This window comes from Belliella aquatica, from assembly GCF_014637795.1.
GTDB lineage: Bacteria > Bacteroidota > Bacteroidia > Cytophagales > Cyclobacteriaceae > Belliella > Belliella aquatica.
The window spans coordinates 1-25,737 of record NZ_BMFD01000024.1; the positions used below are offsets into that span (position 1 = coordinate 1).

Sequence of the window (25,737 nt, forward strand, 5' to 3'; positions counted from 1 at the left end):
TAAAACCAAGGATGCCAGAACAACCTAGAAGAAAAATACAATTAAACGAAGAATCAAAACCTGACACTAGACACTAATGTGTAAACCAAATTCAGGCAAGGTCAAATCGTCAACGGTCGACAGTAAACATACTACTTCAATTCAAATATAGTATTTAGATTGTTTTAAGTGGCAAATGCGGTGAAATCGGATAGCATTTAACAAAAAAAGCCACTCCTTTCGGGGTGGCTTTTTATAATAAATATTTGTGTAGTTAATTCTGTACTTTACCTACAGATGCATAAAGTACTCTTCTTGCATCTACTTCTCTTAATTCAAATTGAATATCAGAGATAGGTCCCATTTTAACTTCTCTATCAGCTTTGAGAGAGATTGTAATCATGTCTCTTTCTGCTTCAGACAATTTATCCTTTTCCTGATTGACCCAAAGAATGATATCTCCTGTTGTAATCAAAGCGTCATTTGCTTGGATTCTTGGTTCAGTACCATACAATGAAGTATTCTTAGGCTTACCTATATAAAGATAAGAGATCAAGGTTTTCTTTTCCAATTTCTGTAACTGAGTAGCCTGAGGAATTTTTTGTTCTACAAGCATGTCATTTTCTCTCAATACAGTTGTTACCATGAAGAAGAAAAGAAGCATGAAAATGATATCAGGCAAAGCTGAGGTAGGAATATTTTCCTTAACCTTATTCTTTTTCTTAAACTTTGACATATTAATTTCCTCCTGTTTTATCTGGTTCAGCTATAGAGATAGCCATTGGGATTCCTTCTTTACCACGATCTTGAAGTTCTTTTTCAGCAGGAGTTTTACCTGAAAGTGCTCTATACTGTTCGGCAGTGATACCGACTCTTTCTGCATAGATTTCAAAGTAAGCCTTTTTTACCTGATCCAATACTTCCAAATACGTTTCATAGGACGTACCACGGTCAGTTTTTAGAGATACTACTGCCCCACCTGACATAGGATGATCCGAGGAAGCTGCATCTCTGTTAACTTGCGCTTTGAGAGATTGAGGCAAGCTGTTTAATAGTTCCATTGCCTCTGGAGTTGGAGCTCCAAAGTTCAAGATAAACGCTTTTATATCATCAGATAATTGATCTGTATTATCTAAATAATCACCTTCCACCAACAATTGATCATTTGAGTTAATCAATATTTTAAAGATGTTTCTCTCGTTAAGAGGAACTTCTGGTGGTGGAATATTCGGGTCTTGCTTCGGCGGAAGGACATTTAGAATACCCTTATCGGAAGCAATCGTAGTGGTAACAAGGAAGAAGATAAGTAACAGGAAGGCAATATCTGCCATAGAACCTGCATTTACCTCTTGACTTGTTCTATTTTTGTTCCTAGCCATTATTTTATTGCCTTATTGAGTTCAGTGAGCACAATACCTACCATTGCTAAGATTGCAAGGAAATAAGTTGAAGCTAGTATAGCACCAACGAATTTAGTAGATGTAGTGGTCATGTTGTACGGGTCAGCTGCAAACTTTGCAGAAACCTCTCCATCAGAAAGGGAGTATGATATAAATATCAATACTACCAATCCAACTACACCTACACCTGTTTTCAACAAGCTCTTAGGATTGTCAAGTGATTTGATCAGCGGCATTACTATTGCCAGGACCACACCAATGCCAATCAAAATGTAGGATAGTGTTAAGAAAATATCTATAGAATCCATATTGATTTTTTGCTTATGTTATAAATAATTAAGAGTTGACACTTTAATCAACAAGTAATTACTTAGTCAATTTATGTCTCACAAGGATGTCTACCAATGTGATAGATGCATCTTCCATGTCATTCACCAAAGAATCAATTTTAGATACACAGTAGTTGTAGAACAACTGTAGGATAATCGCAACGATCAAACCAGCTACTGTAGTCAAAAGGGCGATTTTGATACCACCTGCTACCAATGAAGGAGAGATATCACCTGCTGCTTCAATAGAGTCAAATGCACCAATCATACCAATTACAGTACCCATGAAACCAAGCATTGGAGCTAGAGAGATAAACAAAGAGATCCAAACAAGACCTTTTTCTAGTCTACCCATTTCCACGGAACCGTAAGCAATGATTGATTTTTCTACCATTTCGATACCTTCTGAGTATCTCATCAAGCCTTGGGTAAAGATAGAGGCTACAGGACCTTTAGTGCTCTTAGTTACATCTTTTGCAGCTTCGATACCACCTTGTTCTAGTGCTTCTTCTACTTTAGCCAACAATTTCTTAGTGTTGGTAGTTGAAAGGTTCAATGTTACAATTCTTTCAAGCGCAACAGCAAGACCTAAAATCAAACAGATCAATACTGGAGTCATGTAAGTTGGATCACCTTCAATGAACTTTTCTTTGATTACTTGGTGAAATCCTTTTTCTTCCTCGATAATTTCATCATCGACGATAGTCGGAGCAACTTCTTCTGCTTCAACGACTTCAGTTTCAACTGCTGCAGAATCTTGATCTGCTTCTTGTGCTTTCGAGATAACCGGAGATAAAAGGATTCCGGATAGCATGAATAAAGCGATTAACTTTTTCATAATGTAGATTTTAATAGACTTTAAATAAAGGTTAAACGGTTTCTAATTTTAATATTGAGATTTTAAAGTTATCATTTTTTCAATTCAAAATGCAAGGGATTGCTTCATATTTTTTTGAGAAAATAATTACTCTAGGCTTTTTTAGAATCGCTTCGCAAGCTAAATTATCCAATATGAAGTAATTAGACAATTTATGTGAAAGGAGATAAACTAAAGTAAGTGGGTTATTTCAGTTATTGATGATGGTATTGCTCTCCTCACTCCTGACCAACTATAATTTCCCTGTAGGATATATATTCGATAAAGAATTTTTTCACAGACTCAAATTTAACTAAATATTATTTAGAAAGTCAAGGTTCTTAAAAAGAATTTAAACTTAGTTGGTATGAATAATCTTTATTGCGCTTGAATCATTTGTTATGGAGCAAATCCGCGTGGTAAATAGATAGCATCTAATAGAATATACCCCAAGTGCTCTTCTTAAGTGGCTTTATGTCTAATTGATATCTAATCTAATTTATGTTTGATATGGATTTGATATGGCGTTGATACGGACTTGATACGGAGTTAATACTTGTTTATATAGGATAATCGTCAAATTATCATCTACTTAGAGACTAGCTAAGCACTCAGGAGATATGGCTGTATAAATAGGGGAAAGGAAAAAGGGGAAAGGTTAAAGACGACGAATTTAGCGGTGGTAGCCCAGAAGCGGGCTAAATCATTATTAGCCCTCACTTTGGTTAAAGATGAATTTTTAATCTAAGTTCCACACTTCACGAGTTTTTAAAGCAATTCACTAACAATTTAAAAGAATTGAATCAAGATCTAGACTTCCCTTTCCCCAGGAGTTTTTAGCTTTAGGGAAACAAAAAATCACTTTTCTGTTCAATTACACTCAAGTTTGATCAAAAATACCCTGTTATGGGTATTTTATTGTTAAAGATAAGGCTGTACTTTTAGTAAGTAGATAATTGAAGTATCAACAATCTGTCGTGTCATAGTTATACTTTACGGTAATAGGCAAGTGGCCTTGACAACTTCTAAATTTTATTTAGCCCATTTAAACCATTAAAAAACTCGAATAAAACATTCGCTTGTTATCCTACATGCAAATCTACTAAGCGAATGTTCTTAGCGGGTTATATAGGTTAGTGGCTACTTTTAAGAAAACAGAAACAATAAAACAAATAAGTATGAAAACAAGTAAAACTTTCCTCTTATGCATTACGACATTAATGTTGGCGCTAAACTCAACTTTTGCACAAACAAATAGTGTCAATCTTAACAACGTCATGACTGAAATTTCAGAAGTGTTAAACGAACTTGAAAACAGTTCATCACTTCCAGCTCCAGGTGAAGTTATAGTAACTCTTTTAACTGAAAATTCCTCAGAATCAAATGTAGGATTAAAAGTTTTGATTTTTAAAGTTGGACGCAAATGGAATAGAGCTGAATCTAACGAAATGAAATTCAAATTCACTATTGCACCAAAAGAAGGGATTGATAAAGTAGACATAAAAAAGCAATTATCTGAAATAATTAGAGATGCAATCAATCAAGTGAATAATGCTTCCAACCCAAATCTACTCTTAAAAGAGTTTAGTGTTAAAATATCTTTTACACTTGAAAAGTCAAATTCAGCATCAGGTGAGTTTGAATTATCTCCTGTAACACCGTCTGCAAGTAGAAGTACAAAAAAGAAAGCTGTTCATACAATTGAAATAGTATTTAATAAACAACAATAAAAAGGGTAGCCGAAAACCCAACAGAGTAGGCATTCAAATAAAATTTTAAGGAAATGGAAAAACAAAAAGATTTAGAACTGTCTTCACAAAAGACAACTTCAACATTAAAATAAATTGCAAGTTTGGACTTTACACCCTGCTACAAATTAGCGGAACCGCTTGACGAAAGTTCAAAATTGCTCGCAGAATTTATTTAAGACCCTAATGGAGTAGCAAAACGTGAAGTGGATTACACACCTACTCCCGGTTTTCATATTCACTTTATGAACGAAAGATTAAAGCTTTTAACACCAGAAAGTAATGCTGATGCTCTTTTGTTACCTAAACAAATGATGAAGTTTGGTCAAGAATTGAAATTAGAAGTGGTGTCAGCAATAAATGTTTATTTAATTGCTGTACCTGTAACATTAATCCAAAATAAAAAACAGCCACTAACAGCCGCTTTGCGGTGGCAGTAATTTTAAAAACCGCAATTAAGACAAAATGAGTAACGACAATTTTTTCAGTAAATCAAATATTTATCCGACAATATGGGCAATAATTGTTGGACTTCTTGCTTTTATTAGCGGACTATTTTGGAAGGGTATTACTGGACCTGATGAAGTAGTTGTCTTAAATAAAGGGAGTGAAAAAGATACTACTGTGACAATCATTCAATTTAAACCTGATCAAGAGTACTTTGAAAACCTAACTAAAATGACTTCTAAGTCGGTTAAAAAGCAATTTGCATCAACCCAACCTGCTCAGAAAAAAGAAGCAATTGATTCATTGACTTTGGAAATAGCTAGGGATTACCAACTGAAGTTTGACTCTTTGAGACTTAAAATATCAGAAAATCGACAACCGTTAATAGACAATACAATTACTTCAATACCTTCAAGTGAAACAAAAGGTAATAACTCTAAATTACAAAGACCACTATTCAGACTACCTGCAATTGTCGAAGGTTACGTTGAAGGAAAATCAAATTCCTTCGCTACAATTTCAATGAATACGAGCGAGTTCAAACGAAAAGACAAAGTTGAAATCAGCGTTGACTTTTTCAATAATTCTACATTAGACAAAATAACTCCATTATTTATAGATATTGTTGAGCCAAAGACTGAGAACAGTGTTTACCAAATATGGAGTGAACAATACGAAATAAAGGAGTTGAGAAATGTTATATCCTTTTCGGCAGATTTTAAACGAGGAAAATATATATTAACAATTGGGTTTTACTTGAAAGATGAGTTAAATCAAAAATATCCAGTTAGATATGCAAGAAAGTATAACATAGAAATAAAATAAGTACTGCCAACAGCACCTACCTAAAAGTGGCGATTCAGTGGTTAAATAAAGCTTTGTGCTGGGCTGACACTGAAGTACTCCGAAATCGCCACCTAAGGGTAGCTCCAAAACGTTAAATTATACCCTCAAATCTACCCTAACTCAAAACAAAAAATCCTAACAAACTGTTTTTCAGTAAGTTAGGATTTTATTTTGCAGAGAGGAAGGGATTCGAACCCTCGACACCCTCACGGGTATACACGCTTTCCAGGCGTGCTCCTTCAACCACTCGGACACCTCTCTTTTTGTCCCGAAAACATGCATAAAAATCTTATCCATGTCTATTCGGACTGCAAAGAAAATTATAAAACTTAGCCTAAACAAACTTTATCCTACATTTCCCGAATTATATATTCTTCCTGAACCTCACATTTACTCAAAGTAACTGTATGCTAATAAGATAAGTAAAACTCTACTTTATCTGTATTGTGCCGTTTACAGGAATCTGCTTAGTTCTGCGCGGTCAAAGACATCTCACCCGCAATCGGCGTAATCAGCTTCCGTCTTACTTCCGCATCGCTGCTTTCATTGGCAAGCAAAAACATCATCTTGGTAATCGCTGCTTCTGTTGTGATATCTCCTCCACTCAGTACGCCTATTCGCTTCATATCTTTACTGGTCTCGTAGCGTCCTTGGATGACACGCCCTCCATTGCATTGGGAGACATTGAGGATGATTAAGCCTTTCTTCACGGCTTTTTCCATGGATTCGATAAACCAAGATTCGCTTGGGCTATTGCCTGAACCATAAGTCTCCAAGACCACCCCTCGCAAACCCTCGATTTCAAAACAACTGTCTATGATTTTCTGCGTGATCCCTGGAAAAAGTTTCAGGACCATCACCCGATTGTCCAAGCGATTGAAATATTTTAGTTTTTTCCCTTCTTCAAATGGCTTGATCGAGGCATAATTGTAATCAATGATGATTCCCGACTCTGCCAATGCAGGATAATTCTCCGACTCGAAAGCATCAAAATGGACACTTTGCACCTTCTTGGATCTGTTTCCACGAAGGAGCATGTGGTTGAAGAAAATACAGACTTCCGGCACAATCGGCTTTCCATTGGCTTTTGCCATCGCTATTTCCAGAGAGGTCATTAAATTTTCCCTAGCATCAGACCTCATGGCAGAGATAGGAAGCTGTGCTCCTGTAAAAATCACAGGCTTACTGAGTCCTTTGAGCATGTAGCTCAGCATAGACGCTGAATAAGCCATGGTATCTGTTCCATGAAGGACCACAAAACCGTCATAGCTGTCATAATTTTCATAAATGATATAAGCCATATCCACCCAATGACTCATGTTGACATTGGAGGAATCAATGGGTTCCGGAAAAGAAATCACCGTAATGGCCGCATTCATGCTGGTCATCGTAGGAATTTTGTCCAAAATCTGTCCGAAATTGAAAGGAACCAAGGAGCCACTGTCATCATACGCCATTCCAAGCGTTCCTCCGGTATAGATGATCAAAACGGAAGAGGTGATTTCGCTTTTGGCGGCAGTATTGAGTCTTACGATCTTATAATTCATGGTTGAAATTATGGAATATAAGTTTGGTATTATTTTGGGTTATGCGAGAGACTTCCTCCAAGTTAGTCTCAAATATATCAGCTACCCGCTGAGCGATAAGAGGAATATAAGCTGGAGAATTTCTTTTTCCACGATGTGGAACGGGGGCAAGATAAGGACCATCGGTCTCAAGCACCAAATGTTCAAGGCCAATTTCTGGTAAAACTTTATCTAAGCCTCCATTTTTGTAGGTCGAAACACCTCCAATGCCAAGTAAAAACCCCATTTCCGTGATTTGTTTGCCTTGCTCAGCCGAACCTGTGAAGCAATGGAAAATCCCCCGAAGATCTTCTCCTTGCATTTCTTTGATGATCTCAATCGTCTCATCCATAGAATCCCTGCAGTGTAGGATAAGAGGCCACTTTTTATCCTTTGCCCATTGTATCTGAATGCGAAGCGCTTCTTTTTGTTGTTCGAAAAATGTCTTATCCCAGTACAAATCCAATCCAGTCTCTCCTATTCCAGCAAATTCTCTTTTGTTGATCCAGTCCTCCATGATATAGAGATCCTTTTCGAAATCTTTGGTGACATCACAGGGATGCAAACCCATCATAGGTAGGCAAGTGGTAGGATGCTTCAACTCCACTTCCAGCATGGCATCAATTGTCTCTACATCTACGTTAGGCATATAGATTTTCTCCACTCCTGCTTCAAAGGTCTGTCTGATGACATCTTCTCTGTCCGAATCGTATTTTGATGAGTAAATGTGGGCGTGGGTATCTGAGAATGGGTGGAGCATCTTTAATTTTAGATTGTAGATTGTAAATTTTAGATTGTAGATTTTAGAATTTAGATTTTTGGTAAAACCACAAAGGACACAAAGATATCTTATGCGGTTTTATTGTCATGTGGAATGAATGTGAGATGTCTCTTTTTGATCTTAGATTGTAGATTTCAGATTTTAGATTTTAGATTGTAGATTTTTGGTAAAACCACAAAGGACACAAAGATATCTTATGCGGTTTAATTGTCATATCGAACGAATGTGAGATATCTATTTTTGATCTTAGATTGTAGATTTCAGATTTTTGATCTTAGATTGTAGATTTCAGATTTTTGATCTTAGATTTTAGATTTTAGATTTTTGGTAAAACCACAAAGGACACAAAGATATCTTATGCGGTTTTATTGTCATATCGAACGAATGTGAGATGTCTCTTTTTGATCTTAGATTGTAGATTTCAGATTTTTGATCTTAGATTTTAGATTGTAGATTTTAGATTTTAGATTTTAGATTGTAATGGGAGAATTCTAGAAATTTCGAGACTGTTTGAAATGTGATGAATATTTAAATCCAAAGGCTCAATCCACTCCAGAATTTTTCAATCCACAGCAGCAGAGCTTAGTATTTTCTACCTTTCCAATCGGTCTTGGAGGGCCAAAAATAATAAAGTATCGTCGTCCAAGCTGTGAAAAGGTAATATATTTCAAAAATCAACAGGTAAAACAAATTGATTTTTTGCCCGATTTTCTTTTTGAGTTGATAGATGAAATAGGACTGAAGTGTCCACTTGGTAATCCAAAACAACCAGCCTAACCACGCATAATTATAGATCAAAAGTATCACAAGAGGCAGAAATAGCGCTTGCAGTCCCAAAAGCATCTTGATCAAAAAAGGCAACTTCATCGCACCATACATCCATCTTTTTCTTTGTTCCCAAAGACTTCCCCAAGAAGGTTGGGCGTTCGTCAAGATCAAATTCCCACTGCTAACTTGATGACAACCTGCAAAATCCTTTTCTTGAATTGCACGTGCAATTTCAAAATCTTCTGTCAGTGAAAAATTAACATTTTCAAATCCTCCAACAGCATCATAAGCCTTTTTACTGATGAGCATGTTGTTTCCCATCGTGGTCACTGAGATTCCGAGGTCAGAAAGTACTTTGATCATTCCCAAAGAAAAAATCCAGTCTAAGTCCTGTAAGACTGAAAATAAGCTTTTGTGTTTGATGGAAGTCACACCTGTGACAAAACCTGCTTGGCTGCCAAGTGCAGCGGCAGTCATTTCTTTTGCCCAAGACTTTGGAACAATACAGTCTGCATCGGTAAAAAGCAAAAACTCGCCCGTTGCGAATTTTACCATTTGTGCTAGCGCATTGGCCTTTCCATTGATTTTTTTGGGGAATTGATTTTCCTGAATTTCACATAACTGTGCCTGAGGGTTTTCTTCAATCCAAGATTGAAGAATCTCTTTTGTTCGGTCGGTGCTGTTATCATCTCCGAGAAGGATTTGGAGCTTATCTTTCGGATAGTCCAAGCTACCCAAAGCCTCAAGACAGGAAGGGAGGTGAGTCGCTTCATTTCGAGAAGGAATCAAGATTGAAATTAAAGGGAAGTCTTTGATTTCAGACTTGGAGAAATTTCTAAAATTAGTTTGTAAAAATACCACCAAAAATAAATTCTGGGACAAAAGTAACATTACACCAATCAGTTCAATTGCTATCATATAAGAGTGGCTGTTTCGAAGCCAGATTCATGAATAAAATTCAAATACGAAGGTAGAACCTCTCTGATGATGGTTTTTGTTTTGATTTGATCATGAAAAACAATTAAAGATCCATTTTGAGTGTATTTGATGGATTTTTGAAGGCATTTTTCGGGAGACAAGTTCTGATCATAATCTCCAGAAAGCACATCCCACATGATGACTTCAAATTCTGAACTGAGTGCTTGGTATTGACTCTTGGTGATTCGCCCATAAGGAGGCCTGAAGATATTTGTCTTGACTTCAAGGACTTCCTCCAATATGGATTGGCATTCTTTCACCTCTTTCAAATAAATATGATCTGACGTTTTGTAGCCATTGACATGATGAAAAGTATGGTTTCCAATTGCGTGGCCTCCGTCTTTTACCGCTTTCGCTAAATCTGGATTTTTCTTGACATTGTCCCCTACCATAAAAAAAGTCGCTTTCATCTCGAAACGCTCTAATTCATTGAGAACAAAATCTGTCACTTCGGGAACCGGACCGTCATCAAAAGTCAGATAGATTTTCTTTTCAGACCTGTCCTTGTGCCAAGTGTAATGCTTGAATAGTTTGGGGATAAAAGTAGGAACATGGTGAATGACCATAGGCTATGCAAATCTTAGGCTCAGCAGCGTGATGTCGTCCATTCTTTCTACACCATTGGAAAACCGCTCCAGTTCTTTAAAAAAGGCTTCATGAAAGACATCGGGGTCCACGCATAAATTCGTCTTCACATATTTTTCAAAACGCTCGTCACCGTACTCTTCATCTTTGTCGTTGAAGTTTTCAGTCAGTCCATCTGTATAAAGATGAAGGCTGAATTTTTTCAGATGGTCTCTTTCTCCAATTTCTAAAAATGGGAGATTTTCAAAAGCACCTAAAATCGTCGTGCCCGCACCCAAAGATTCGCTTCTCATTTCACCCTCCCAACATAACACGGGTGGATTATGACCTGCATTGACATATTTGAGTTTCCTCGTCTTATAATTATAGTGTCCGAGAAAGAAAGTGATGAATCTTTCTCCTCCTGTATTTTCAAAAATGGTGTAATTCAATTGCTCCACAATCATCTTCAGATCTGAGGAACTTCTCAATAAGGTACGCAGTGCTGCTTGGAAATTTGACATCAACAAAGCTGCTGGCATACCTTTTCCAGAAACGTCAGCTATGCAGAAGAATACTTCATCTTCTGATTTTTGGATCAAATCGTAGTAATCACCTCCTACAGTAGAATGTGGAATATACGTCACTTTGGCCTTGAGCTTCCCATTTTGAGGGAGATTGGAGGGAAAAAGCATGCGCTGAACATTCGATGCAATTTCGACTTCTTTTTTCAATCGCTCCTGCTCTAATTGTCTCCTTGCAAATCGCTTGTTTTCCAATGCAACCACGAGGATATTTGTTAAGGCTTGCGTGAAGTCTAGATCCAATTCACCTCTATCATCTTTTTTCCTTAAAAACAAAATGGCTAGCATTTTATCCTTGTGATAAACGGGTAGGTATGTTTCCAATTCACTGAAGGAATAGCCTTCCTCCACTTCAATATTCAATTCCCCGCTTGTCTTATCATCCCTTACCTTATCCATAGGGATGATTTCAGGAATTGGGGATTTGATTCCGTGGGCAATATTTTGCTTGTACACATTCTGATCGACTACATAGAGCAAAAGCGAACGGATATTCAAATGCACCAAACAGGTGAATTTGAATATATTCAAGAGCACTGAGGAAGTTTTGTTTTCATTGATCGCTTGTGTGATTTCCAACAAAGCCTTCAGCTCGAGTTCCTTTCTTTGATATTTTACTGTCTCTGTAGTCAATTCTAGATTATAAAGCATTGTGATTCATCAAGCCCTTTTTTGTAGCCAAATAATAAAGATCCTTTCCTTTGGCTTTTAGATCGATTTGATCAAAAACCTCATCATCTGGCTCCAACAAGCATTTGATATACTGTTTTTCAAAAAGAGATTGCAATGTAACCAAAAGCTGATCGTCCTCCCAGCCCAAAGTCTCTTTTAAATAACTATAAGGCTGCACAAAATACAATTCATCCAGTAAGTCAAACTCATTATTCGTCATGATAGCACAAATTTATTAGCTAAATTATACCTTTTCAGGCTAGCAAAATAGGTATTTGGTAAATTTAAGCAAGAAATGATTTTTTATAATTATCCGCAATGACGGCTTTATGTATTTTCACCATTTTAAGTCTTGCAAATAATCGTCAAAATCCGATGTCCAATAGACAACGGCTATTTCAAATATAATATTTACATTTTTTGAAATAGCGAAAGGTACGAAGGCTGTAAATAATGCTTATGTTAATTTGTAAAATCAGCTTCTTCCCTTCCATTTATAATTGCCAAAAACAGCTCCAAGAGCAACTCGCAAAACATAAAATGGGTGTATTAAGCTGGTATAGCAGAAATCAAGGAAATTTAATCTGAGTAAATACACCTTCGTAACTTTGCTGAGCGAAACAAACTCCATACTCATTTTTAAGCTCCATGTAATCAAAAAAGCCACTACCCCTTCAAGTCCATACGAAAAGGGCAATATAAAACTGACTATCCAAAATAATTGAAGTAAGGCAGGAAGAAGGGCTGAGAGAAAGTGTAGATAATTGTGCGATTTGTATTTTGATGCCCATCGAATCCTTTGAGAAAATAACTCATCCCAATTTTTTGCAGCATTTGTCAAGACCAAGGATTCTTTTCCATTTGCATAAGTGATGGCCTCAGCTCCAAATTCATCGCTTATTTTTTTCATTAGAAATTCATCGTCCCCTGACAAAACATTTCTATTCCCTTGGTATCCATTTACTTTTTGAAATGCCTGCTTTCTGTAGGCTAGATTGGCTCCACTACACATCAGTGGATTTTGATGGGCTATCGCATATTGCGTTACCAAGAGTATGCTGCTCCACTCAATTTGCTGAAAGCGTTGAAAAGCTGTATTCCGTTCTTTTGTCATCACAGGACCTGCTACCATTTGAATAAGAAGATTCTCAAAATGAGCCATCTTGTGTTTGATCCAGGTAGGCGGCAGTTCGCAATCCGCGTCCGTAGTAAAAACAAAATCACTTGGAGCATGCTTTATCGCTGTTTCGATAGCCGCTTTTTTACCTTTCCCCTCAGCCTGAATCAAATGATGATCGAAACGTAAGTTTTTAGAATTCAACAATTCATTTAGAACTACAACAGATGCATCCTCAGAGTGGTCATTAACCCAAAGTATTTCTAAGTGATCATAATTTAAGTTTTCAATAGACTCAAAAATCTTTTTCAGTTTATCAGCCTCATTTCTAAAGGGCACGATTAAAGTAACTTGCTCATTTGATTGGGCTATGGGATTGTTTTCGCCCTGACCTCTCCACGATTTGGAGAGAATCGAAAGAATGAAAGCATAAACTATCCCAATGATCAGGTAAAATATGAGCATGAATTCAATTAAATTGCATCGATGAGTAAAGAAGAGAAAAAAGAGGGAAAGGAAAAAATAATTCTAGGCATTGACCCAGGCACCAATGTGATGGGCTATGGATTGATTCTGATCGTGGGTAAAAAATATTCTTTGATTCAGTTTGGGGTGATTCATCTGAAGAAATATGCTTCACATGAATTGAAGTTGAAGAAGATTTTTGAACGAGTGACTGGTATCATAGAAGAATTTCATCCTGATACTGTTGCCTTAGAGGCACCATTTTATGGAGAAAATGTACAGTCCATGCTCAAATTGGGGAGATCTCAAGGCGTGGCGATGGCAGCTGCTTTGGCTAGAGAAATCCCGATTACGGAGTATTCTCCAAAAAAAGTCAAGCAATCCGTGACAGGTAATGGCAATGCTTCTAAGGAGCAAGTAGCTGAAATGATCAAGACATTGCTACAAATCAAAGAAATCCCTAAGCTCCTGGATGCGACTGACGCCTTGGCTGTGGCGCTTTGTCATCATTTTCATGATGGAAGAATTCAGACTAGGGGAAGAAATGCAGGCTGGAAGTCATTTTTAGAAGAAAACCCAGACCGAGTCAAAGGTCTCAAATAAAAAAAGCTGCTCGATTTTCATCAAGCAGCTTTTTGTTAATTCGTGATTTTTTTTGATTAGAAACTATATCCTAAAGATACTTTAAAACCTCTGTTATAGATCTTAGCATCAGAATCTTTAAATACTGGTGAGGTACCAAAATCATAACTTCCCTGTAAATTGAGTCCTTTTGGTAGATTGTAACCAACACCTACTACTATACCTAAATCAGTTTTAGTAATCGCTTCTGTGTCATAGGCGTAAGTAGTTCCGAAAAAATCACCTTCAAATGTAGATGAAACTAGGAACGAGGCTTGAGGACCACCAAAGATGTTTAATCCATCAGTTACGTACAATCTAAGTAACAAAGGAACATCTACATAATTCAATACAGATCTCGTATCTGCAAAATTATCATTTTGCGAACCTTTCACAGAATAATACACACCTGGCTCAATCGCTATTCTTGATCCTAAGAATAAATTGGTGTAAACACCTGCATGAAAACCTGCTCTATTGGTATAGTCATTATTTGAAGCATCTTCGCCTCCAAAATTGAAGAAGTTCACTCCTCCTCTCACTCCGAATCCACCTGCGGCATCACTTCTTTGAACACTCTGCGCTTGAATATCAAATGTAAACAAGGCAATAACAGCTAATAATAAAATGGATTTTTTCATAGTAAATAATAATTGGTTTATAGGGGTAGAGTTACGAAGATCATGCCAAAAAAAAGACCTGAGTGCTAACACCCAGGTCTTGTAACATTTATCAAAATTCATTTAATCGCTTATTTTCTTATCCACGTAGCTAGAATTCATAATTCCCAGCGCTCCCATGTACTTCAAGTTGAATTTAACCAGATCACCTACTTTATATTTTTTGGTATTAAGTCCCAAATTGAGGATAATCATATCCGAACTTGCTCCCAAAATTTCGAATTCACCATCTTCAGGTAGAAGGTATTTCGGATCAACATCCAATAAGCCAATATCCAAAATAGCTCTAAATGATGATTTTCCGTAGAGGGACTGATCGATTTCTACGATCTCACCTTGGGGATTTGCGGCTAGTGCCCCAGAGGGAAGCAAAGGTTTCTCTTGCATTTCAATAATTTCGGCATACAATTCAAAAACATCTGCATTCATCCCATCGATGAGTTTCTCTTCAAATAGATCAATACCAAAGTATAGCGTTTCCCCTATCCGGAAATGATTAACACCTTTGGGTAATTGTTGGTGTAACATCAAAGGAATCGTCACCGATGTTCCCGCAGAAACCCATGGGATTTTCTTATTGAATTTGAGTTCGATAATCTGCTTATAGAGTGATAGCTGAATTAACTTGTCAGAAGAAGGCATAACGCCATTCAAGCAATTAAGATTGGTGCCAAGTCCTACTACTTCAATATTTGGTAATTCAAAGATGGAGGCATAGAAGTCAATCAAATGATCTCCCATCACCCCCTCACGCAGATCGCCAGTCTCCACCATGATGATGATTTTATGCTTTCTTTTCTGCTTGACAGCCTCTTCACTGATCCATTTTATGGTCGTCAATTCACTATTGAGACTTACATCTGCATACATCACCATTTTCTCAATATTCCTTTTCGAAGGTGGCTTGATATATACTGTTTGCACATCCGGATTGATTTCTTTGACTTTCGCCAAATTACTAATTCTCGAATCGTGAATTTCTCTTACTCCTAAGTCTATTAATTCTTTCAAATAGGCTCTATTACCACAAAAGATTTTGGATACAACGCCCCAAGAAATATCTTGAGAATCAAATAAATTACTCAAGTAGTCGAAGTTCTGTTTTAATTTCCCTCTGTGTAAATTTAAAAATGCCATTTTTTTTGTTATTTGGTTAATCTCATTTCGAGATATTTATTTGTAAAGCCAAGACTTTCATAAAGCCTTTTCGCAGGATTATCAGGTTCCACATGAAGTGCTATATTTCCATTGGCCATGTTGATTGCTGTTTGCATCAACTTTTTCCCTACCCCTTTTCCTCTTTGTGAGGCATCTACAGCGATATAAACAAGGATATTTTCAGGAATATAGCCTGACATGCCCGTTCTATTCATAATCACAGCCCCTACAATATGATCATTTTCTCGAGCCATTACTGTAAAACCTCCTTTGTCAACTGCCTGATCTAAGGCATAATCAAGACATTTCATGATATCTGCATGTGGGTCTCCGTACTGTTCTAGATGGGTGAATAAGAAGTCTGCAATTTCTTTTTTCTGTAAATATGTAGCATGATCAATTGCCGAAAGTGTTTCTATTTTGAGCATTTTATATAATTTAATTTTGAATTTTTCTTTTTCTAAGCTTAATAACAAGCAAAAACGTTGCTAAAGAAGCAAAAACACCGAAAAAATTTGGATCAAGCTCCAAAGGAAGTGCTATATCGATCAAACTTAATATTGCAGTTGTAAAACCTCCGACGAGCATGGCTGACATTGCGGCAGTAGGATCATGCATTTTTGTAAAAAGGCCAAACAGTACTGGAATCAATAATCCCGACACCATAAATGCATAAGAGTATAACATCAGCTCCAGTACATTGGTCATTTGGAGGGCAACAACTAGGGCTATCACCCCTAGGATAAGTGTAAAAAGTTGCGAGTATCTGATTTGAGTTTTTTCTGTTTTTTTGTTCAGCCACCTCCCGAAAATATCTGTACTCAAATTCCCTGAAGCTGCCATCAAGCAAGAATCTGCGGTGGACAAAACTGCTGAAAAGTATGCTGCCATCATTAATCCCAATAAACCAGAAGGAAGAATAGTCCGAAGTAAGATTGGCAAACCCATTTCGGGGTCCAAAGTCTCCAAATCAAAGATTAGCAAATCTTGCTCAAAAGCAACCCTAGACAATAAACCTAGGGAAACTCCCATAAAAGCCATAATTGGCCATTCAAAAAGACCGGCAATAAACCAAGCTTTTTTGGCTGAGGCAGTATCACGACTAGCAAAGATCCTTTGGTATAAAGTCATTCCTATAAACCAAATCGGCAAAATGGTAATCCCCCAATTTGCGAAATCCTGCCATCTGAGGTTTGTCAAAGTAAAAAACTCATTGGGTAGCGTCTCCTTAATTACTTCCCAACCTCCTACATGGAAATAGGCAAATGGAAGACCTATAAAAATAAAACCGAGCATTAATATAATCCACTGTAAAGTATCTGTATAAATAACAGCTTTTAACCCACCTAAAACAGTGTAGACTACTGCTATTACACCCATAATCCAAAGTGCTTGATTGATTTCTAGCTCTTCAAAAGTACCCGATGCTAATTTTGCGCCTGCTAATAATTGTGAGGATGTAAAGCCTAGATAACCAATCAAACAAATAACAGCGGCAACTATGCCTACTTTTTTATCAAAAAGATGTTTGAAGATTTGTGGGAAGGTATAGAACTCAGCAAAAGCTTTGTCTTGTTTTACTCTTGGGATCAAAAAAACGGCTGCAAGCCATGCTCCCAACAATCCTGTAAAAAGCATCCAACTGCCTGAAAGCCCCATTACGAAGCCTAACCCTCCGAGCCCGACAGAGAACCCTCCACCTACATCTGTAGCGACAACAGAAAGCCCTATATGCCAACTGCCGATATCTCTACCTCCGACGTAATAATCATCTTGATTTTTATTCTTACGCATGAAATAGTATCCTACTCCCAGCATAATTAACATGTACCCGACAAATATGCCTAGGTCTATGTAGTGCATCAGTTTCCTTTCTTCTTGGTTTACAAATAGATTAAATTAATTGATATGATGATTCGCAATGATACCAGTATGTAATTTTACCATGAATGATCTTGTGAATAATTATCAATTGAGCGAACAAGTGTCAGCGGCTAACGATCCACAGCAATCAATAGAAATTTGAGTTTATTTTGAGTAGCTACTGGTGTAGAAGCGAAAACACATATTGCTTGATCTTTAAAGATACTTATAAATGAACTAGGCAAAAAGTTCCAAGGCATCTAATCTAAATATTATAAGAATATTGAAAGTGTAAGTTCTTATAATAATATAAGACTGTCCGCAATGACATCTGTTGTGAATATTTTAATTGCAATCATATGGCTTGTCCTCAGTCAACAGGCCACAGCTGATTGAAATGAACTTCATGCTAAATTATGAATGACTTGTTTTCTGAATACATATTGATTCAATCTAGTCAGTCCTACAAAAAAAAAGAGCCGGGTTGACCGGCTCTTTTCATCTTTTATACTTAGTTCTTTAAACTGAATCGCTACTTACTACCGCTGAGAAGTATTCTCTGTTCATTCTTGCGATGTTTGTAATACTGATTCCCTTTGGACATTCCGCTTCGCAAGCACCTGTATTAGTACAAGCACCGAAACCTTCAGCATCCATTTGAGCAACCATTTTTTCAGCTCTGATTTTTCTTTCTACCTGTCCTTGAGGCAATAATGCCAATTGGGAGATTTTAGCAGAAGTGAAAAGCATTGCTGAAGCATTTTTACAAGCAGCTACACATGCTCCGCAGCCAATACACTGTGCAGCATCCATGGCCAAATCAGCAATTGATTTAGGAATCGGGATCTCGTTCGCATCAGGCACACCACCTGTATTTACAGACACATATCCACCTGCTTGGATGATTCTATCAAAAGCTGATCTATTCACAACCAAATCTTTCAATACTGGAAAGGCTTTAGCTCTCCATGGCTCAATCGTGATCACATCTCCATCACTAAAAGATCTCATGTGAAGCTGACAAGTAGTTGTCTGCTGAGGGCCATGTGGCTTTCCATCTATATAAAGGGAACACATTCCACAGATACCTTCTCTACAATCATGATCGAAATGAACAGGATCTTCACCTTTTGTGGAAAGATCTTCATTCAATACATCAAGCATTTCAAGAAAAGACATGTCTTCTGAAATACCTGAAATTTTATATTCTTTAAATCCGCCTTGGTCAGCGGTATTTTTCTGTCTCCAGACTTTTAAGGTTAAATTCATAACTTTAATGAGTTTAGTGCTTTTAAATTACTTGTAACTTCTTTGGGTCAACTTGACATTTTCGAATTCAAGAGGCTCTTTGTTCAATTCTTCCTCTTGTCCTTCACCCAAGAATTTCCATGCAGAAACAAAAGCGAAGTTTTCATCATCTCTTAAGGCTTCACCTTCTGGAGTTTGATACTCTTCTCTGAAGTGACCTCCACAAGATTCGTTTCTACTCAAGGCATCATCCACCATCAATTCACCTAATTCTAAGAAATCAGCAACTCTATTGGCTTTTTCTAAGGATTGATTCAACTCTTCGTTGCCACCTAACACGTTTACGTTAGACCAAAACTCCTTTTTCAATTCTTTAATCATGGCCTTGGCTTTTGTCAGACCCTCTTCGGATCTTGCCATTCCACAATAATCCCACATGATTTTACCTAACTTTTTGTGGAAGAAATCTACAGTCTTTTCACCTTTGATACTTAAAAGTTTTTCGATTCTTTCGCTTACCTCTACCTCAGCTTTCTTGAATTCAGGATGATCAGGTGATATTCTCTCGTTGGAGTTTTGAGCTAAGTAGTCTCCTATAGTGTAAGGAATCACAAAGTATCCGTCAGCCAAGCCTTGCATCAAAGCAGAAGCTCCTAATCTGTTTGCTCCATGGTCAGAGAAATTTGCTTCTCCTAAAGCATAAAGTCCAGGGATAGTGGTCATCAAATTGTAATCTACCCAAAGTCCGCCCATAGTATAATGAACTGCTGGATAAATCATCATTGGCACCTGATAAGGGTTATCGCCAGTAATTTGCTGATACATATCAAATAAGTTACCATACTTAGCCTTGATCGTATCTTCACCGTCTCTTTTGATTGCATCTCTGAAATCTAAGAATACCGCTTCACCAGTTTCATTTACGCCGCGACCTTCGTCACATACATATTTTGCATTTCGAGAAGCAACGTCACGAGGCACTAAGTTACCAAAGGAAGGATATTTTCTTTCTAAGAAGTAATCTCTGTCTTCTTCTTTGATGTCATTAACCTTGATTTGACCTTTTCTTAGTTTTTCAGATATTTCTTTTGTTGCAGGAACCCACACTCTACCATCATTTCTCAAAGACTCAGACATCAATGTCAATTTGGACTGATGATCACCTGAAACAGGAATGCAAGTAGGGTGGATTTGCGTGAAAGAAGGGTTTGCAAAATATGCACCTTTCTTGTGAGCTCTCCAAGCAGCGGTCACGTTAGAACCCATTGCATTGGTGGACAAGAAAAATACGTTTCCATATCCTCCAGTACAAAGTAATACTGCGTGAGCGCTGTGCGATTCAATGGCACCGGTCACGAGATTTCTAGTTACAATGCCTCGAGCTTTTCCATCTACCGTCACCACATCCATCATTTCAGTTCTTGGATAAAGCTTCACTTTACCATTAGCAACTTGTCTACTCAAAGCAGAGTAAGCACCAAGTAGCAATTGCTGACCTGTTTGGCCTTTCGCATAAAAAGTTCTTGAAACCTGCGCTCCGCCGAATGATCTGTTTGCCAATAAGCCACCATATTCTCTTGCGAATGGTACACCTTGAGCGACACACTGATCAATAATATTAACAGAAACTTGTGCTAGACGATATACATTACCCTCTCTTGCTCTGTAGTCACCTCCTTTGATCGTATCATAAAATAGTCTGTAAACAGAATCTCCGTCATTTTGATAATTTTTTGCTGCATTGATACCTCCTTGGGCAGCGATGGAGTGTGCACGTCTTGGGCTATCTTGGAAGCAAAATGCTTTCACATTGTATCCAAGTTCTGCAAGAGATGCTGCTGCAGACGCACCTGCTAAGCCAGTACCTACAACGATCACATCATATTTTCTTTTGTTGGCAGGATTGACCAACTTCACGTTAAATTTATGGTTAGTCCATTTTTCAGCTAATGGACCTTCTGGTATTTTTGAATCAAGTATCATCGATTTGTTGATTTTAATTTCATTAATCAATTAACAATATTATTGGCAACTAGTTTTGAAAAAACATTACCAAGGGTATCAACGCAAATAATGCGGGTATCAAAATCGAAAATATTAAACCAACTTTTCTAATTAGCGGTGAATATTTAACGTGATTTAATCCCAATGTTTGGAAAGCACTCGCAAATCCATGTGACAAGTGAAAAGCTAAGAAGCCCATACTCAACACGTAGAAAGCAACATATATAATGTTACTGTACGAAGCTGATACAATTGCAAAAACATCCTTGAACTCCACCCCATCATAAACGGCAGTTGGAAGGGTTCCGAATTTCACTTCATAATAGAATCCTCTTAGGTGGACCAAGATGAAGATCAAAAGAATCGTACCTAATATCCCCATGTTTCTGGATGACCAAGTACTGTTTGTGGAGCCTTTAACTTTCGCATATTGTACAGGTCTAGACTTTTTGTTGTGTCTAGATAATAAGATTGCGTACACTACGTGGAGTAAGATAAAGGCAAAATTTCCTATTGACACTACTTTGATGAATGGATTGCCAGCCATTGTGGCTGCATACTTATTGAAAGCTTCACCACCATCAGGGATTAATAATTGAAGATTACCTGCTAAATGTACTACCAAGAATAGAATTAGAAATAATCCAGTGAGCGCCATTAATAATTTTTGGCCTAGTGTGCTACTTAAGGTCTTCGATACCCAACTCATATTTTTTTGTTAAATGTAGATTGTTTACAGTTTGTATTTTACGAGCCAAATTTACGTTCGTAAAGCTTAGCAAACAATCAAAGCATTGTGCTTTCAACTTATTTTAAAAGGTTCTAAATAACTACCCAAATGAGGATTGATTTTGGTGTTTTTTCTTATAATGCTAACCAAGTGAGTAATTTTATTGTTTGAATAAATGATAATAAATTCACTACGATTTAGTTATTTTCGTATATCTTGTAAATGTTAAGTTAGACATCCATGAAAATCAGATATTTACTTTTAATTACCATCTCTCTGTTGCTCGCTAGCCTCAATCAAGTCGCTGCTACTCATATCAGAGCTGGTGAAATCATTGCCGAAAGAGTTTCTACTCAAACTTTGACTTATAGAATAACCGTGGTAGGTTACACTGATACAAGATCTAATGTAGTTTTTGGACCTGGCAGAATTAATTTTGGAGATGGAAGGGAAGTTACCTTGAATACGGAAAGTGATATTGTCCTTGTAGAACCATTAGGTAATCAAATAGAGAAAAATACTTTTGTTGTAACCCATACTTTTCAAGGGCCAGGGCAATACACCATTTGGTTTAAGGAATTCAACAGAAACGATAACACTTTGAATATGGATAATTCCGTTGACACACCATTTTATGTGGAAACGATGATTAGAATTGATCCATTTTTAGGTGTAAATAATTCTCCTGTATTGACTATCCCTCCTGTAGATAACGGTGGGGTTAATATCCGCTATATTCATAATCCTGGTGCATATGACCCTGACGGAGACAGTTTGGCTTACAGTATGGATATCCCAAAGCAAGATTTCCAAAGAGCAGTAAATAACTACAGAGATCCTGCTAGTTCAGAATTTAGCTTCAATAGAGAAGATGGAGGCACGCCTCCTTTCTTGACGCTCGATCCATTGACAGGAGACTTGATTTGGGATGCGCCTGGACTTGCTGGCCAATATAATGTTGCCTTTAGAATTGAAGAATATAGAAAAATTGATGGTGAATTCAGGTTGATTGGATATGTCGTTAGAGATATGCAGATAATCATTGAAAACACCAACAACCAAAGGCCTGAGTTACTCTTACCTGAGGATCTTTGTGTGGTAGCAGGGACGAATATTGAAGAAATCATCCAAGGAAGTGACCCTGATGGCGATCCTATTAAGATAGAAGTCTTTGGTGATCCAATAGAAATCACCTCCTCTCCTGCTTCTTACAATCCTGAATCTGTGTTTCAACCAAGTCCGGGAATTGTGAATTTCAATTGGCAGACCGTATGTAGTCATGTAAGAGAAAGGGAATATCAAGTCCGTGTTCGAATAACAGATCAACCAAGTTCCGGTCCTGCATTAGTAGATATCAAAACATGGAATATTAAAGTTATTGGTCCACCTCCTGTCATCAATGGAATTGAACAGGAGCAAGGCAGGTCGGCGGAAATCAATTGGGACCCATACTCTTGTGCGAATTCTGCTGAAACCATGCAAGTTTGGAGAAGGCTGAATAGTGATCCTTATGAACCTGACTCTTGTGAAACTGGAATTAGAGCTGGTTATGAATTGGTAGGAACTACTGACATGGGGACCTTCAACTTTTTGGATACCAATAATCAAAATGGACTTGCCCCTGGCAATACATATTGCTATCGATTGGTTGCTGCTTTCCCTACGCCAAGACTAGGAGAAAGTATTGTTTCTGAGGAATTCTGTGTTACGATTGACGTTGATGTGCCTTTGATCACCAATGTAAGTGTAGAAGAAACAGATGCTGAAAATGGCGAAATATTTATTAAGTGGACACCTCCTTACGATATTGACCGAGACCAATTCCCAGGTCCATTCACTTATGAGCTTATCAGAAGTGTGGGATTCATGGGGAATCAGAGCAGAGAATCCATTCTAACTACCTCAGATACTTTATTTACAGATACTAATTTGAATACTGAAAATCTGGTATACAATTACAGAGTCATCCTTAGAGAAGGAAACACGACGATTGACAGTTCGAGTATGGCTTCTTCCGTCAGATTAGAACCTGTAATTATCAATGAGGCGATAGAACTGAATTGGGAGTTTGATGTTCCTTGGAACAATGCAGATCCTGAATTTACCCATGAAGTATATCGCAATAGGACAGACCCTGCTGCACAGGATGAGGACAATTTTACCCTCATAGCAGAGGTAAATGTCACTACTTCGGGATTCACTTATTTTGATGACGGGAGCCACAATGGTGTTCCCCTTCAAAAAGAAATAGAGTACTGCTATTATGTCATTACAAAAGGATCCTACAATGTGGATTTACTTACCTATCCACTGGAAAATAAAAGTCAAATCATCTGCGCAAGACCTGACGATGATAGACTGCCTTGTCCACCGGTATTAACATTTGAGGGACCTGAGTGTGCTGAGTTCCTAGCAGATAAATCATGTGGATTCAATTCCTTTGTCCATGACTTAAGTTGGGAAGGAGATTTCTCAGGAGAATGTGATGATGAATTGAGTAGTTATAGATTGTACTTCAGTGAAGGTGGAGAAGATGCAGAATTTGTCTTAATAGAAACCTATTCTGCCATTAACAACACTGCGAGAATACAAAACCTACCTACTTACAAAGGTTGCTATTACATTACGGCAGTGGATAGATCTGGAAATGAAAGTGAGCCAAGTAACATCGTATGTGTAGATAATTGTCCGTTTTATGAATTACCGAATGCATTTACGCCGAATGGTGATGGGGCGAATGATACATTTATGGCTTTTGACAATCCTTTCCCGAAATGTCCAAGATTCGTAGAGGGTGTAGAAATTTTCATTGTAAACAGATGGGGTGTTGAAGTATTCAGCTACAACAGTCTCAGTGCAAGCGAAAATGATATTTTCATAAGATGGGATGGAACTGACAAAAACGGAAAAGATCTTCCTGCAGGCACCTATTTCTACAATGCTGTTGTCAGGTTTGACGCATTTGCTCCAGAACTTCAAGAACAAAAACTGAAGGGAACTATTCAAATAATTCGATGAGAATTCAGGACAAGTATGATCTAGTGCTCTTTGACGGGATATGCAACCTCTGCAACCAAGCTGTAGATTTCATAATAAGAAGAGATAAGAATGATGATTTTAAAGTAGGAGCACTCCAAGACCCTCAGGTGAAAGATATTTTGAAAACCTACTCGATTAATGAAGATTATTTGGATTCGCTTGTTTTAATCCAAGGTGACCAAATTTTCTACAAAAGTGAAGCTGCGCTCAAAATAGCCCGAAAACTAGGTAGAGGTTGGCAAATTTTCTATATTGGTATTTTTTTACCAGTATCAGTGAGAGATAAGATTTATGATTGGATTGGGGAAAATCGATATAAATGGTTTGGAAAAAAAGAAACCTGTCGACTACCTTCTCCAGAGGAAAGAGAAAAATTTATTTCTTAGGCAGTACGCGTAGTAAAAAAACCTTAAAAAGATCATCAGCAAAGGCATCAGTACTAGACACAAAAGAGTCAAAGCAATTCAAATATAATTTTAGGTTATTTTATTTGGCTACTGGTAAGAAAGCGGATGAATAAAAAACTCAATTGACATTTTCAAGAACCCATTCCCTATCTTAAAAAATTCTTTTTCGGTAGCAAAACAATCATTGAATTATGAGAACTCACACTAAGAAATCACAATCAGAACTTACTCCGCAAGAAGCGTTGGATTTCCTCAAAGAAGGGAATCAAAGATTTGTCGGCAATTTGCGAGCGAATAGAAACTTATTGAATCAAGTCAACGAGACTTCAGATGGTCAATTCCCATTTGCAATGATATTAAGCTGTATCGATTCAAGAACATCTGTGGAGTTGATTTTTGATCAAGGTTTAGGTGATGTATTTAGTGCGAGAGTGGCAGGGAATATAGTCAATGAAGATATTCTCGGAAGTATGGAATATGCTATCAAGTATGCAGGTTCTAAACTGATTGTTGTGCTGGGTCATTCGAAGTGTGGCGCAATCACCAGCGCATGTAACCATGTGAGGGATGGAAATATTACTGCACTTCTTCATAAAATCAAACCAGCCATAGACAAAGAAACGTCTACTTCAAAAGAAAACAGATCTGGTTCAAATGAAATTTTTGTCAACAATGTGACAGAACTCAATGTAATTCATGCACTAGAAGAAATTAAAGAACGAAGTGACATTATCATGGACTTTATCAATGAGGGAAAGGTTAAGCTCGTTGGTGGCGTATATAATGTGGAAAGTGGAGAGGTGATTTTCTTCGAAGATTAAATCTTCACTGAACTAACAGCGCAAGAAGCCTCTAAAGGGCTTCTTTTTTTAATATATTTGCAAATAA

Annotated in this window: 25 protein-coding genes and 1 tRNA gene; 7 read left to right on the top strand and 19 right to left on the bottom strand. The window is 37.4% G+C overall.

Features of this window, described 5'->3' with window-relative positions; translation table 11 throughout:
* Positions 1-253: 253 nt before the first annotated feature.
* From IEV57_RS18190 to IEV57_RS18205, 4 genes are read right to left on the bottom strand one after another with little or no spacing between them, the layout of a single operon-like run.
* Entirely contained in the window at positions 254-715 is a 462-nt protein-coding gene (locus IEV57_RS18190) for an ExbD/TolR family protein (protein ID WP_188444467.1), read from the bottom strand.
* 1 nt (position 716) lies between these two features.
* Entirely contained in the window at positions 717-1,358 is a 642-nt protein-coding gene (locus tag IEV57_RS18195; RefSeq protein ID WP_188444468.1) for an ExbD/TolR family protein, read from the bottom strand.
* Positions 1,358-1,687, bottom strand: coding sequence for a hypothetical protein (locus IEV57_RS18200; protein WP_188444469.1), 330 nt, complete (start codon positions 1,685-1,687; stop codon positions 1,358-1,360). Before IEV57_RS18200 ends, IEV57_RS18195 begins: the two co-directional genes overlap by 1 nt.
* Positions 1,688-1,745: 58 nt before the next feature.
* The gene (locus IEV57_RS18205; protein WP_188444470.1) at positions 1,746-2,546 is read right to left on the bottom strand and encodes a MotA/TolQ/ExbB proton channel family protein; all 801 of its coding nucleotides are present in this window, start codon (positions 2,544-2,546) and stop codon (positions 1,746-1,748) included.
* Between the two features lie 1,196 nt (positions 2,547-3,742).
* Here IEV57_RS18205 and IEV57_RS18210 point away from each other — a divergent pair.
* From IEV57_RS18210 to IEV57_RS18220, 3 genes are all read left to right on the top strand, one after another.
* Positions 3,743-4,294 carry a trypco2 family protein gene (locus IEV57_RS18210; protein ID WP_188444471.1) on the top strand — a complete coding sequence of 184 codons (552 nt, stop codon included), beginning with the start codon at positions 3,743-3,745 and terminating at the stop codon, positions 4,292-4,294.
* Positions 4,295-4,557: 263 nt separating this feature from the next.
* Positions 4,558-4,752 (top strand): hypothetical protein, encoded by a 195-nt coding sequence (locus tag IEV57_RS18215; RefSeq protein WP_188444472.1) that lies wholly within the window; start codon positions 4,558-4,560, stop codon positions 4,750-4,752.
* Between the two features lie 25 nt (positions 4,753-4,777).
* A complete protein-coding gene (locus IEV57_RS18220; RefSeq protein WP_188444473.1) occupies positions 4,778-5,584 on the top strand; it encodes a hypothetical protein in 807 nt (268 codons plus the stop codon).
* Positions 5,585-5,779: 195 nt separating this feature from the next.
* Here IEV57_RS18220 and IEV57_RS18225 read toward each other — a convergent pair.
* From IEV57_RS18225 to IEV57_RS18260, 8 genes are all read right to left on the bottom strand, one after another.
* Positions 5,780-5,866, bottom strand: a tRNA-Ser gene (locus tag IEV57_RS18225).
* 206 nt (positions 5,867-6,072) lie between these two features.
* Complete coding sequence (locus IEV57_RS18230; RefSeq protein WP_188444474.1) at positions 6,073-7,152, bottom strand: asparaginase; 1,080 nt, start codon at positions 7,150-7,152, stop codon at positions 6,073-6,075.
* Positions 7,142-7,930, bottom strand: coding sequence for a TatD family hydrolase (locus IEV57_RS18235; protein ID WP_188444475.1), 789 nt, complete (start codon positions 7,928-7,930; stop codon positions 7,142-7,144). Before IEV57_RS18235 ends, IEV57_RS18230 begins: the two co-directional genes overlap by 11 nt.
* A gap of 603 nt (positions 7,931-8,533) precedes the next feature.
* Complete coding sequence (locus tag IEV57_RS18240; protein ID WP_188444476.1) at positions 8,534-9,637, bottom strand: glycosyltransferase; 1,104 nt, start codon at positions 9,635-9,637, stop codon at positions 8,534-8,536.
* A complete protein-coding gene (locus IEV57_RS18245; RefSeq protein ID WP_188444477.1) occupies positions 9,634-10,263 on the bottom strand; it encodes a polysaccharide deacetylase family protein in 630 nt (209 codons plus the stop codon). The genes IEV57_RS18240 and IEV57_RS18245 overlap by 4 nt, the downstream gene beginning before the upstream one ends.
* Before the next feature lie 3 nt (positions 10,264-10,266).
* Positions 10,267-11,496 carry a PP2C family protein-serine/threonine phosphatase gene (locus tag IEV57_RS18250; protein WP_188444478.1) on the bottom strand — a complete coding sequence of 410 codons (1,230 nt, stop codon included), beginning with the start codon at positions 11,494-11,496 and terminating at the stop codon, positions 10,267-10,269.
* The gene (locus IEV57_RS18255) at positions 11,486-11,737 is read right to left on the bottom strand and encodes a hypothetical protein (RefSeq protein WP_188444479.1); all 252 of its coding nucleotides are present in this window, start codon (positions 11,735-11,737) and stop codon (positions 11,486-11,488) included. The genes IEV57_RS18250 and IEV57_RS18255 overlap by 11 nt, the downstream gene beginning before the upstream one ends.
* Positions 11,738-11,992: 255 nt before the next feature.
* Positions 11,993-13,099, bottom strand: a complete 1,107-nt coding sequence (locus IEV57_RS18260) for a glycosyltransferase (protein ID WP_188444480.1) — start codon at positions 13,097-13,099, stop codon at positions 11,993-11,995.
* A 21-nt stretch (positions 13,100-13,120) separates the two neighbouring features.
* Here IEV57_RS18260 and ruvC point away from each other — a divergent pair, with 21 nt between their 5' ends.
* Positions 13,121-13,702 (top strand): crossover junction endodeoxyribonuclease RuvC, encoded by a 582-nt coding sequence (ruvC, locus tag IEV57_RS18265; RefSeq protein ID WP_188444481.1) that lies wholly within the window; start codon positions 13,121-13,123, stop codon positions 13,700-13,702.
* 56 nt (positions 13,703-13,758) lie between these two features.
* On the opposite strand, the gene IEV57_RS18270 is transcribed toward ruvC, so the two are convergent.
* The 7 genes from IEV57_RS18270 to IEV57_RS18300 form a co-directional block, all read right to left on the bottom strand.
* On the bottom strand, positions 13,759-14,361 hold the full coding sequence (locus IEV57_RS18270; RefSeq protein WP_188444482.1) for a porin family protein: 603 nt from the start codon (positions 14,359-14,361) through the stop codon (positions 13,759-13,761).
* A 102-nt stretch (positions 14,362-14,463) separates the two neighbouring features.
* Positions 14,464-15,537, bottom strand: coding sequence for an alanine racemase (locus tag IEV57_RS18275; RefSeq protein ID WP_188444483.1), 1,074 nt, complete (start codon positions 15,535-15,537; stop codon positions 14,464-14,466).
* An 8-nt stretch (positions 15,538-15,545) separates the two neighbouring features.
* A complete protein-coding gene (locus tag IEV57_RS18280; protein WP_188444484.1) occupies positions 15,546-15,986 on the bottom strand; it encodes a GNAT family N-acetyltransferase in 441 nt (146 codons plus the stop codon).
* 10 nt (positions 15,987-15,996) lie between these two features.
* Entirely contained in the window at positions 15,997-17,421 is a 1,425-nt protein-coding gene (locus IEV57_RS18285) for a sodium:solute symporter family protein (protein ID WP_188444485.1), read from the bottom strand.
* A 519-nt stretch (positions 17,422-17,940) separates the two neighbouring features.
* Positions 17,941-18,690 (bottom strand): succinate dehydrogenase/fumarate reductase iron-sulfur subunit, encoded by a 750-nt coding sequence (locus IEV57_RS18290; protein ID WP_188444486.1) that lies wholly within the window; start codon positions 18,688-18,690, stop codon positions 17,941-17,943.
* A 27-nt stretch (positions 18,691-18,717) separates the two neighbouring features.
* Entirely contained in the window at positions 18,718-20,652 is a 1,935-nt protein-coding gene (locus tag IEV57_RS18295; RefSeq protein WP_188444487.1) for a fumarate reductase/succinate dehydrogenase flavoprotein subunit, read from the bottom strand.
* Positions 20,653-20,701: 49 nt separating this feature from the next.
* Entirely contained in the window at positions 20,702-21,382 is a 681-nt protein-coding gene (locus tag IEV57_RS18300; RefSeq protein WP_188444488.1) for a succinate dehydrogenase cytochrome b subunit, read from the bottom strand.
* 261 nt (positions 21,383-21,643) lie between these two features.
* Here IEV57_RS18300 and IEV57_RS18305 point away from each other — a divergent pair, with 261 nt between their 5' ends.
* The 3 genes from IEV57_RS18305 to IEV57_RS18315 all read left to right on the top strand — a co-directional run bounded on the left by IEV57_RS18305 (position 21,644) and on the right by IEV57_RS18315 (position 25,670).
* Positions 21,644-24,421: a T9SS type B sorting domain-containing protein gene (locus IEV57_RS18305; RefSeq protein ID WP_188444489.1), complete on the top strand. Its 2,778-nt coding sequence runs from the start codon at positions 21,644-21,646 to the stop codon at positions 24,419-24,421.
* A complete protein-coding gene (locus IEV57_RS18310; protein WP_188444490.1) occupies positions 24,418-24,828 on the top strand; it encodes a thiol-disulfide oxidoreductase DCC family protein in 411 nt (136 codons plus the stop codon). The genes IEV57_RS18305 and IEV57_RS18310 overlap by 4 nt, the downstream gene beginning before the upstream one ends.
* Before the next feature lie 212 nt (positions 24,829-25,040).
* Entirely contained in the window at positions 25,041-25,670 is a 630-nt protein-coding gene (locus tag IEV57_RS18315; RefSeq protein WP_188444491.1) for a carbonic anhydrase family protein, read from the top strand.
* The last annotated feature ends 67 nt before the right edge of the window (positions 25,671-25,737 follow it).

Bases quoted from the DNA above. Each gene is read 5' to 3' on its own strand.
- IEV57_RS18200 (WP_188444469.1), bottom strand. From the start codon at position 1,687: ATGGATTCTATAGATATTTTCTTAACACTATCCTACATTTTGATTGGC.
- IEV57_RS18215 (WP_188444472.1), top strand. From the start codon at position 4,558: ATGAACGAAAGATTAAAGCTTTTAACACCAGAAAGTAATGCTGATGCT.
- IEV57_RS18280 (WP_188444484.1), bottom strand. From the start codon at position 15,986: ATGCTCAAAATAGAAACACTTTCGGCAATTGATCATGCTACATATTTA.
- IEV57_RS18270 (WP_188444482.1), bottom strand. From the start codon at position 14,361: ATGAAAAAATCCATTTTATTATTAGCTGTTATTGCCTTGTTTACATTT.
- IEV57_RS18295 (WP_188444487.1), bottom strand. From the start codon at position 20,652: ATGATACTTGATTCAAAAATACCAGAAGGTCCATTAGCTGAAAAATGG.
- IEV57_RS18250 (WP_188444478.1), bottom strand. From the start codon at position 11,496: ATGCTTTATAATCTAGAATTGACTACAGAGACAGTAAAATATCAAAGA.
- IEV57_RS18300 (WP_188444488.1), bottom strand. From the start codon at position 21,382: ATGAGTTGGGTATCGAAGACCTTAAGTAGCACACTAGGCCAAAAATTA.
- ruvC (WP_188444481.1), top strand. From the start codon at position 13,121: ATGAGTAAAGAAGAGAAAAAAGAGGGAAAGGAAAAAATAATTCTAGGC.
- IEV57_RS18230 (WP_188444474.1), bottom strand. From the start codon at position 7,152: ATGAATTATAAGATCGTAAGACTCAATACTGCCGCCAAAAGCGAAATC.
- IEV57_RS18245 (WP_188444477.1), bottom strand. From the start codon at position 10,263: ATGGTCATTCACCATGTTCCTACTTTTATCCCCAAACTATTCAAGCAT.
- IEV57_RS18240 (WP_188444476.1), bottom strand. From the start codon at position 9,637: ATGATAGCAATTGAACTGATTGGTGTAATGTTACTTTTGTCCCAGAAT.
- IEV57_RS18235 (WP_188444475.1), bottom strand. From the start codon at position 7,930: ATGCTCCACCCATTCTCAGATACCCACGCCCACATTTACTCATCAAAA.
- IEV57_RS18255 (WP_188444479.1), bottom strand. From the start codon at position 11,737: ATGACGAATAATGAGTTTGACTTACTGGATGAATTGTATTTTGTGCAG.
- IEV57_RS18220 (WP_188444473.1), top strand. From the start codon at position 4,778: ATGAGTAACGACAATTTTTTCAGTAAATCAAATATTTATCCGACAATA.
- IEV57_RS18190 (WP_188444467.1), bottom strand. From the start codon at position 715: ATGTCAAAGTTTAAGAAAAAGAATAAGGTTAAGGAAAATATTCCTACC.
- IEV57_RS18285 (WP_188444485.1), bottom strand. From the start codon at position 17,421: ATGCACTACATAGACCTAGGCATATTTGTCGGGTACATGTTAATTATG.
- IEV57_RS18315 (WP_188444491.1), top strand. From the start codon at position 25,041: ATGAGAACTCACACTAAGAAATCACAATCAGAACTTACTCCGCAAGAA.
- IEV57_RS18275 (WP_188444483.1), bottom strand. From the start codon at position 15,537: ATGGCATTTTTAAATTTACACAGAGGGAAATTAAAACAGAACTTCGAC.
- IEV57_RS18310 (WP_188444490.1), top strand. From the start codon at position 24,418: ATGAGAATTCAGGACAAGTATGATCTAGTGCTCTTTGACGGGATATGC.
- IEV57_RS18205 (WP_188444470.1), bottom strand. From the start codon at position 2,546: ATGAAAAAGTTAATCGCTTTATTCATGCTATCCGGAATCCTTTTATCT.
- IEV57_RS18290 (WP_188444486.1), bottom strand. From the start codon at position 18,690: ATGAATTTAACCTTAAAAGTCTGGAGACAGAAAAATACCGCTGACCAA.
- IEV57_RS18195 (WP_188444468.1), bottom strand. From the start codon at position 1,358: ATGGCTAGGAACAAAAATAGAACAAGTCAAGAGGTAAATGCAGGTTCT.
- IEV57_RS18210 (WP_188444471.1), top strand. From the start codon at position 3,743: ATGAAAACAAGTAAAACTTTCCTCTTATGCATTACGACATTAATGTTG.
- IEV57_RS18260 (WP_188444480.1), bottom strand. From the start codon at position 13,099: ATGCTCATATTTTACCTGATCATTGGGATAGTTTATGCTTTCATTCTT.
- IEV57_RS18305 (WP_188444489.1), top strand. From the start codon at position 21,644: ATGAAAATCAGATATTTACTTTTAATTACCATCTCTCTGTTGCTCGCT.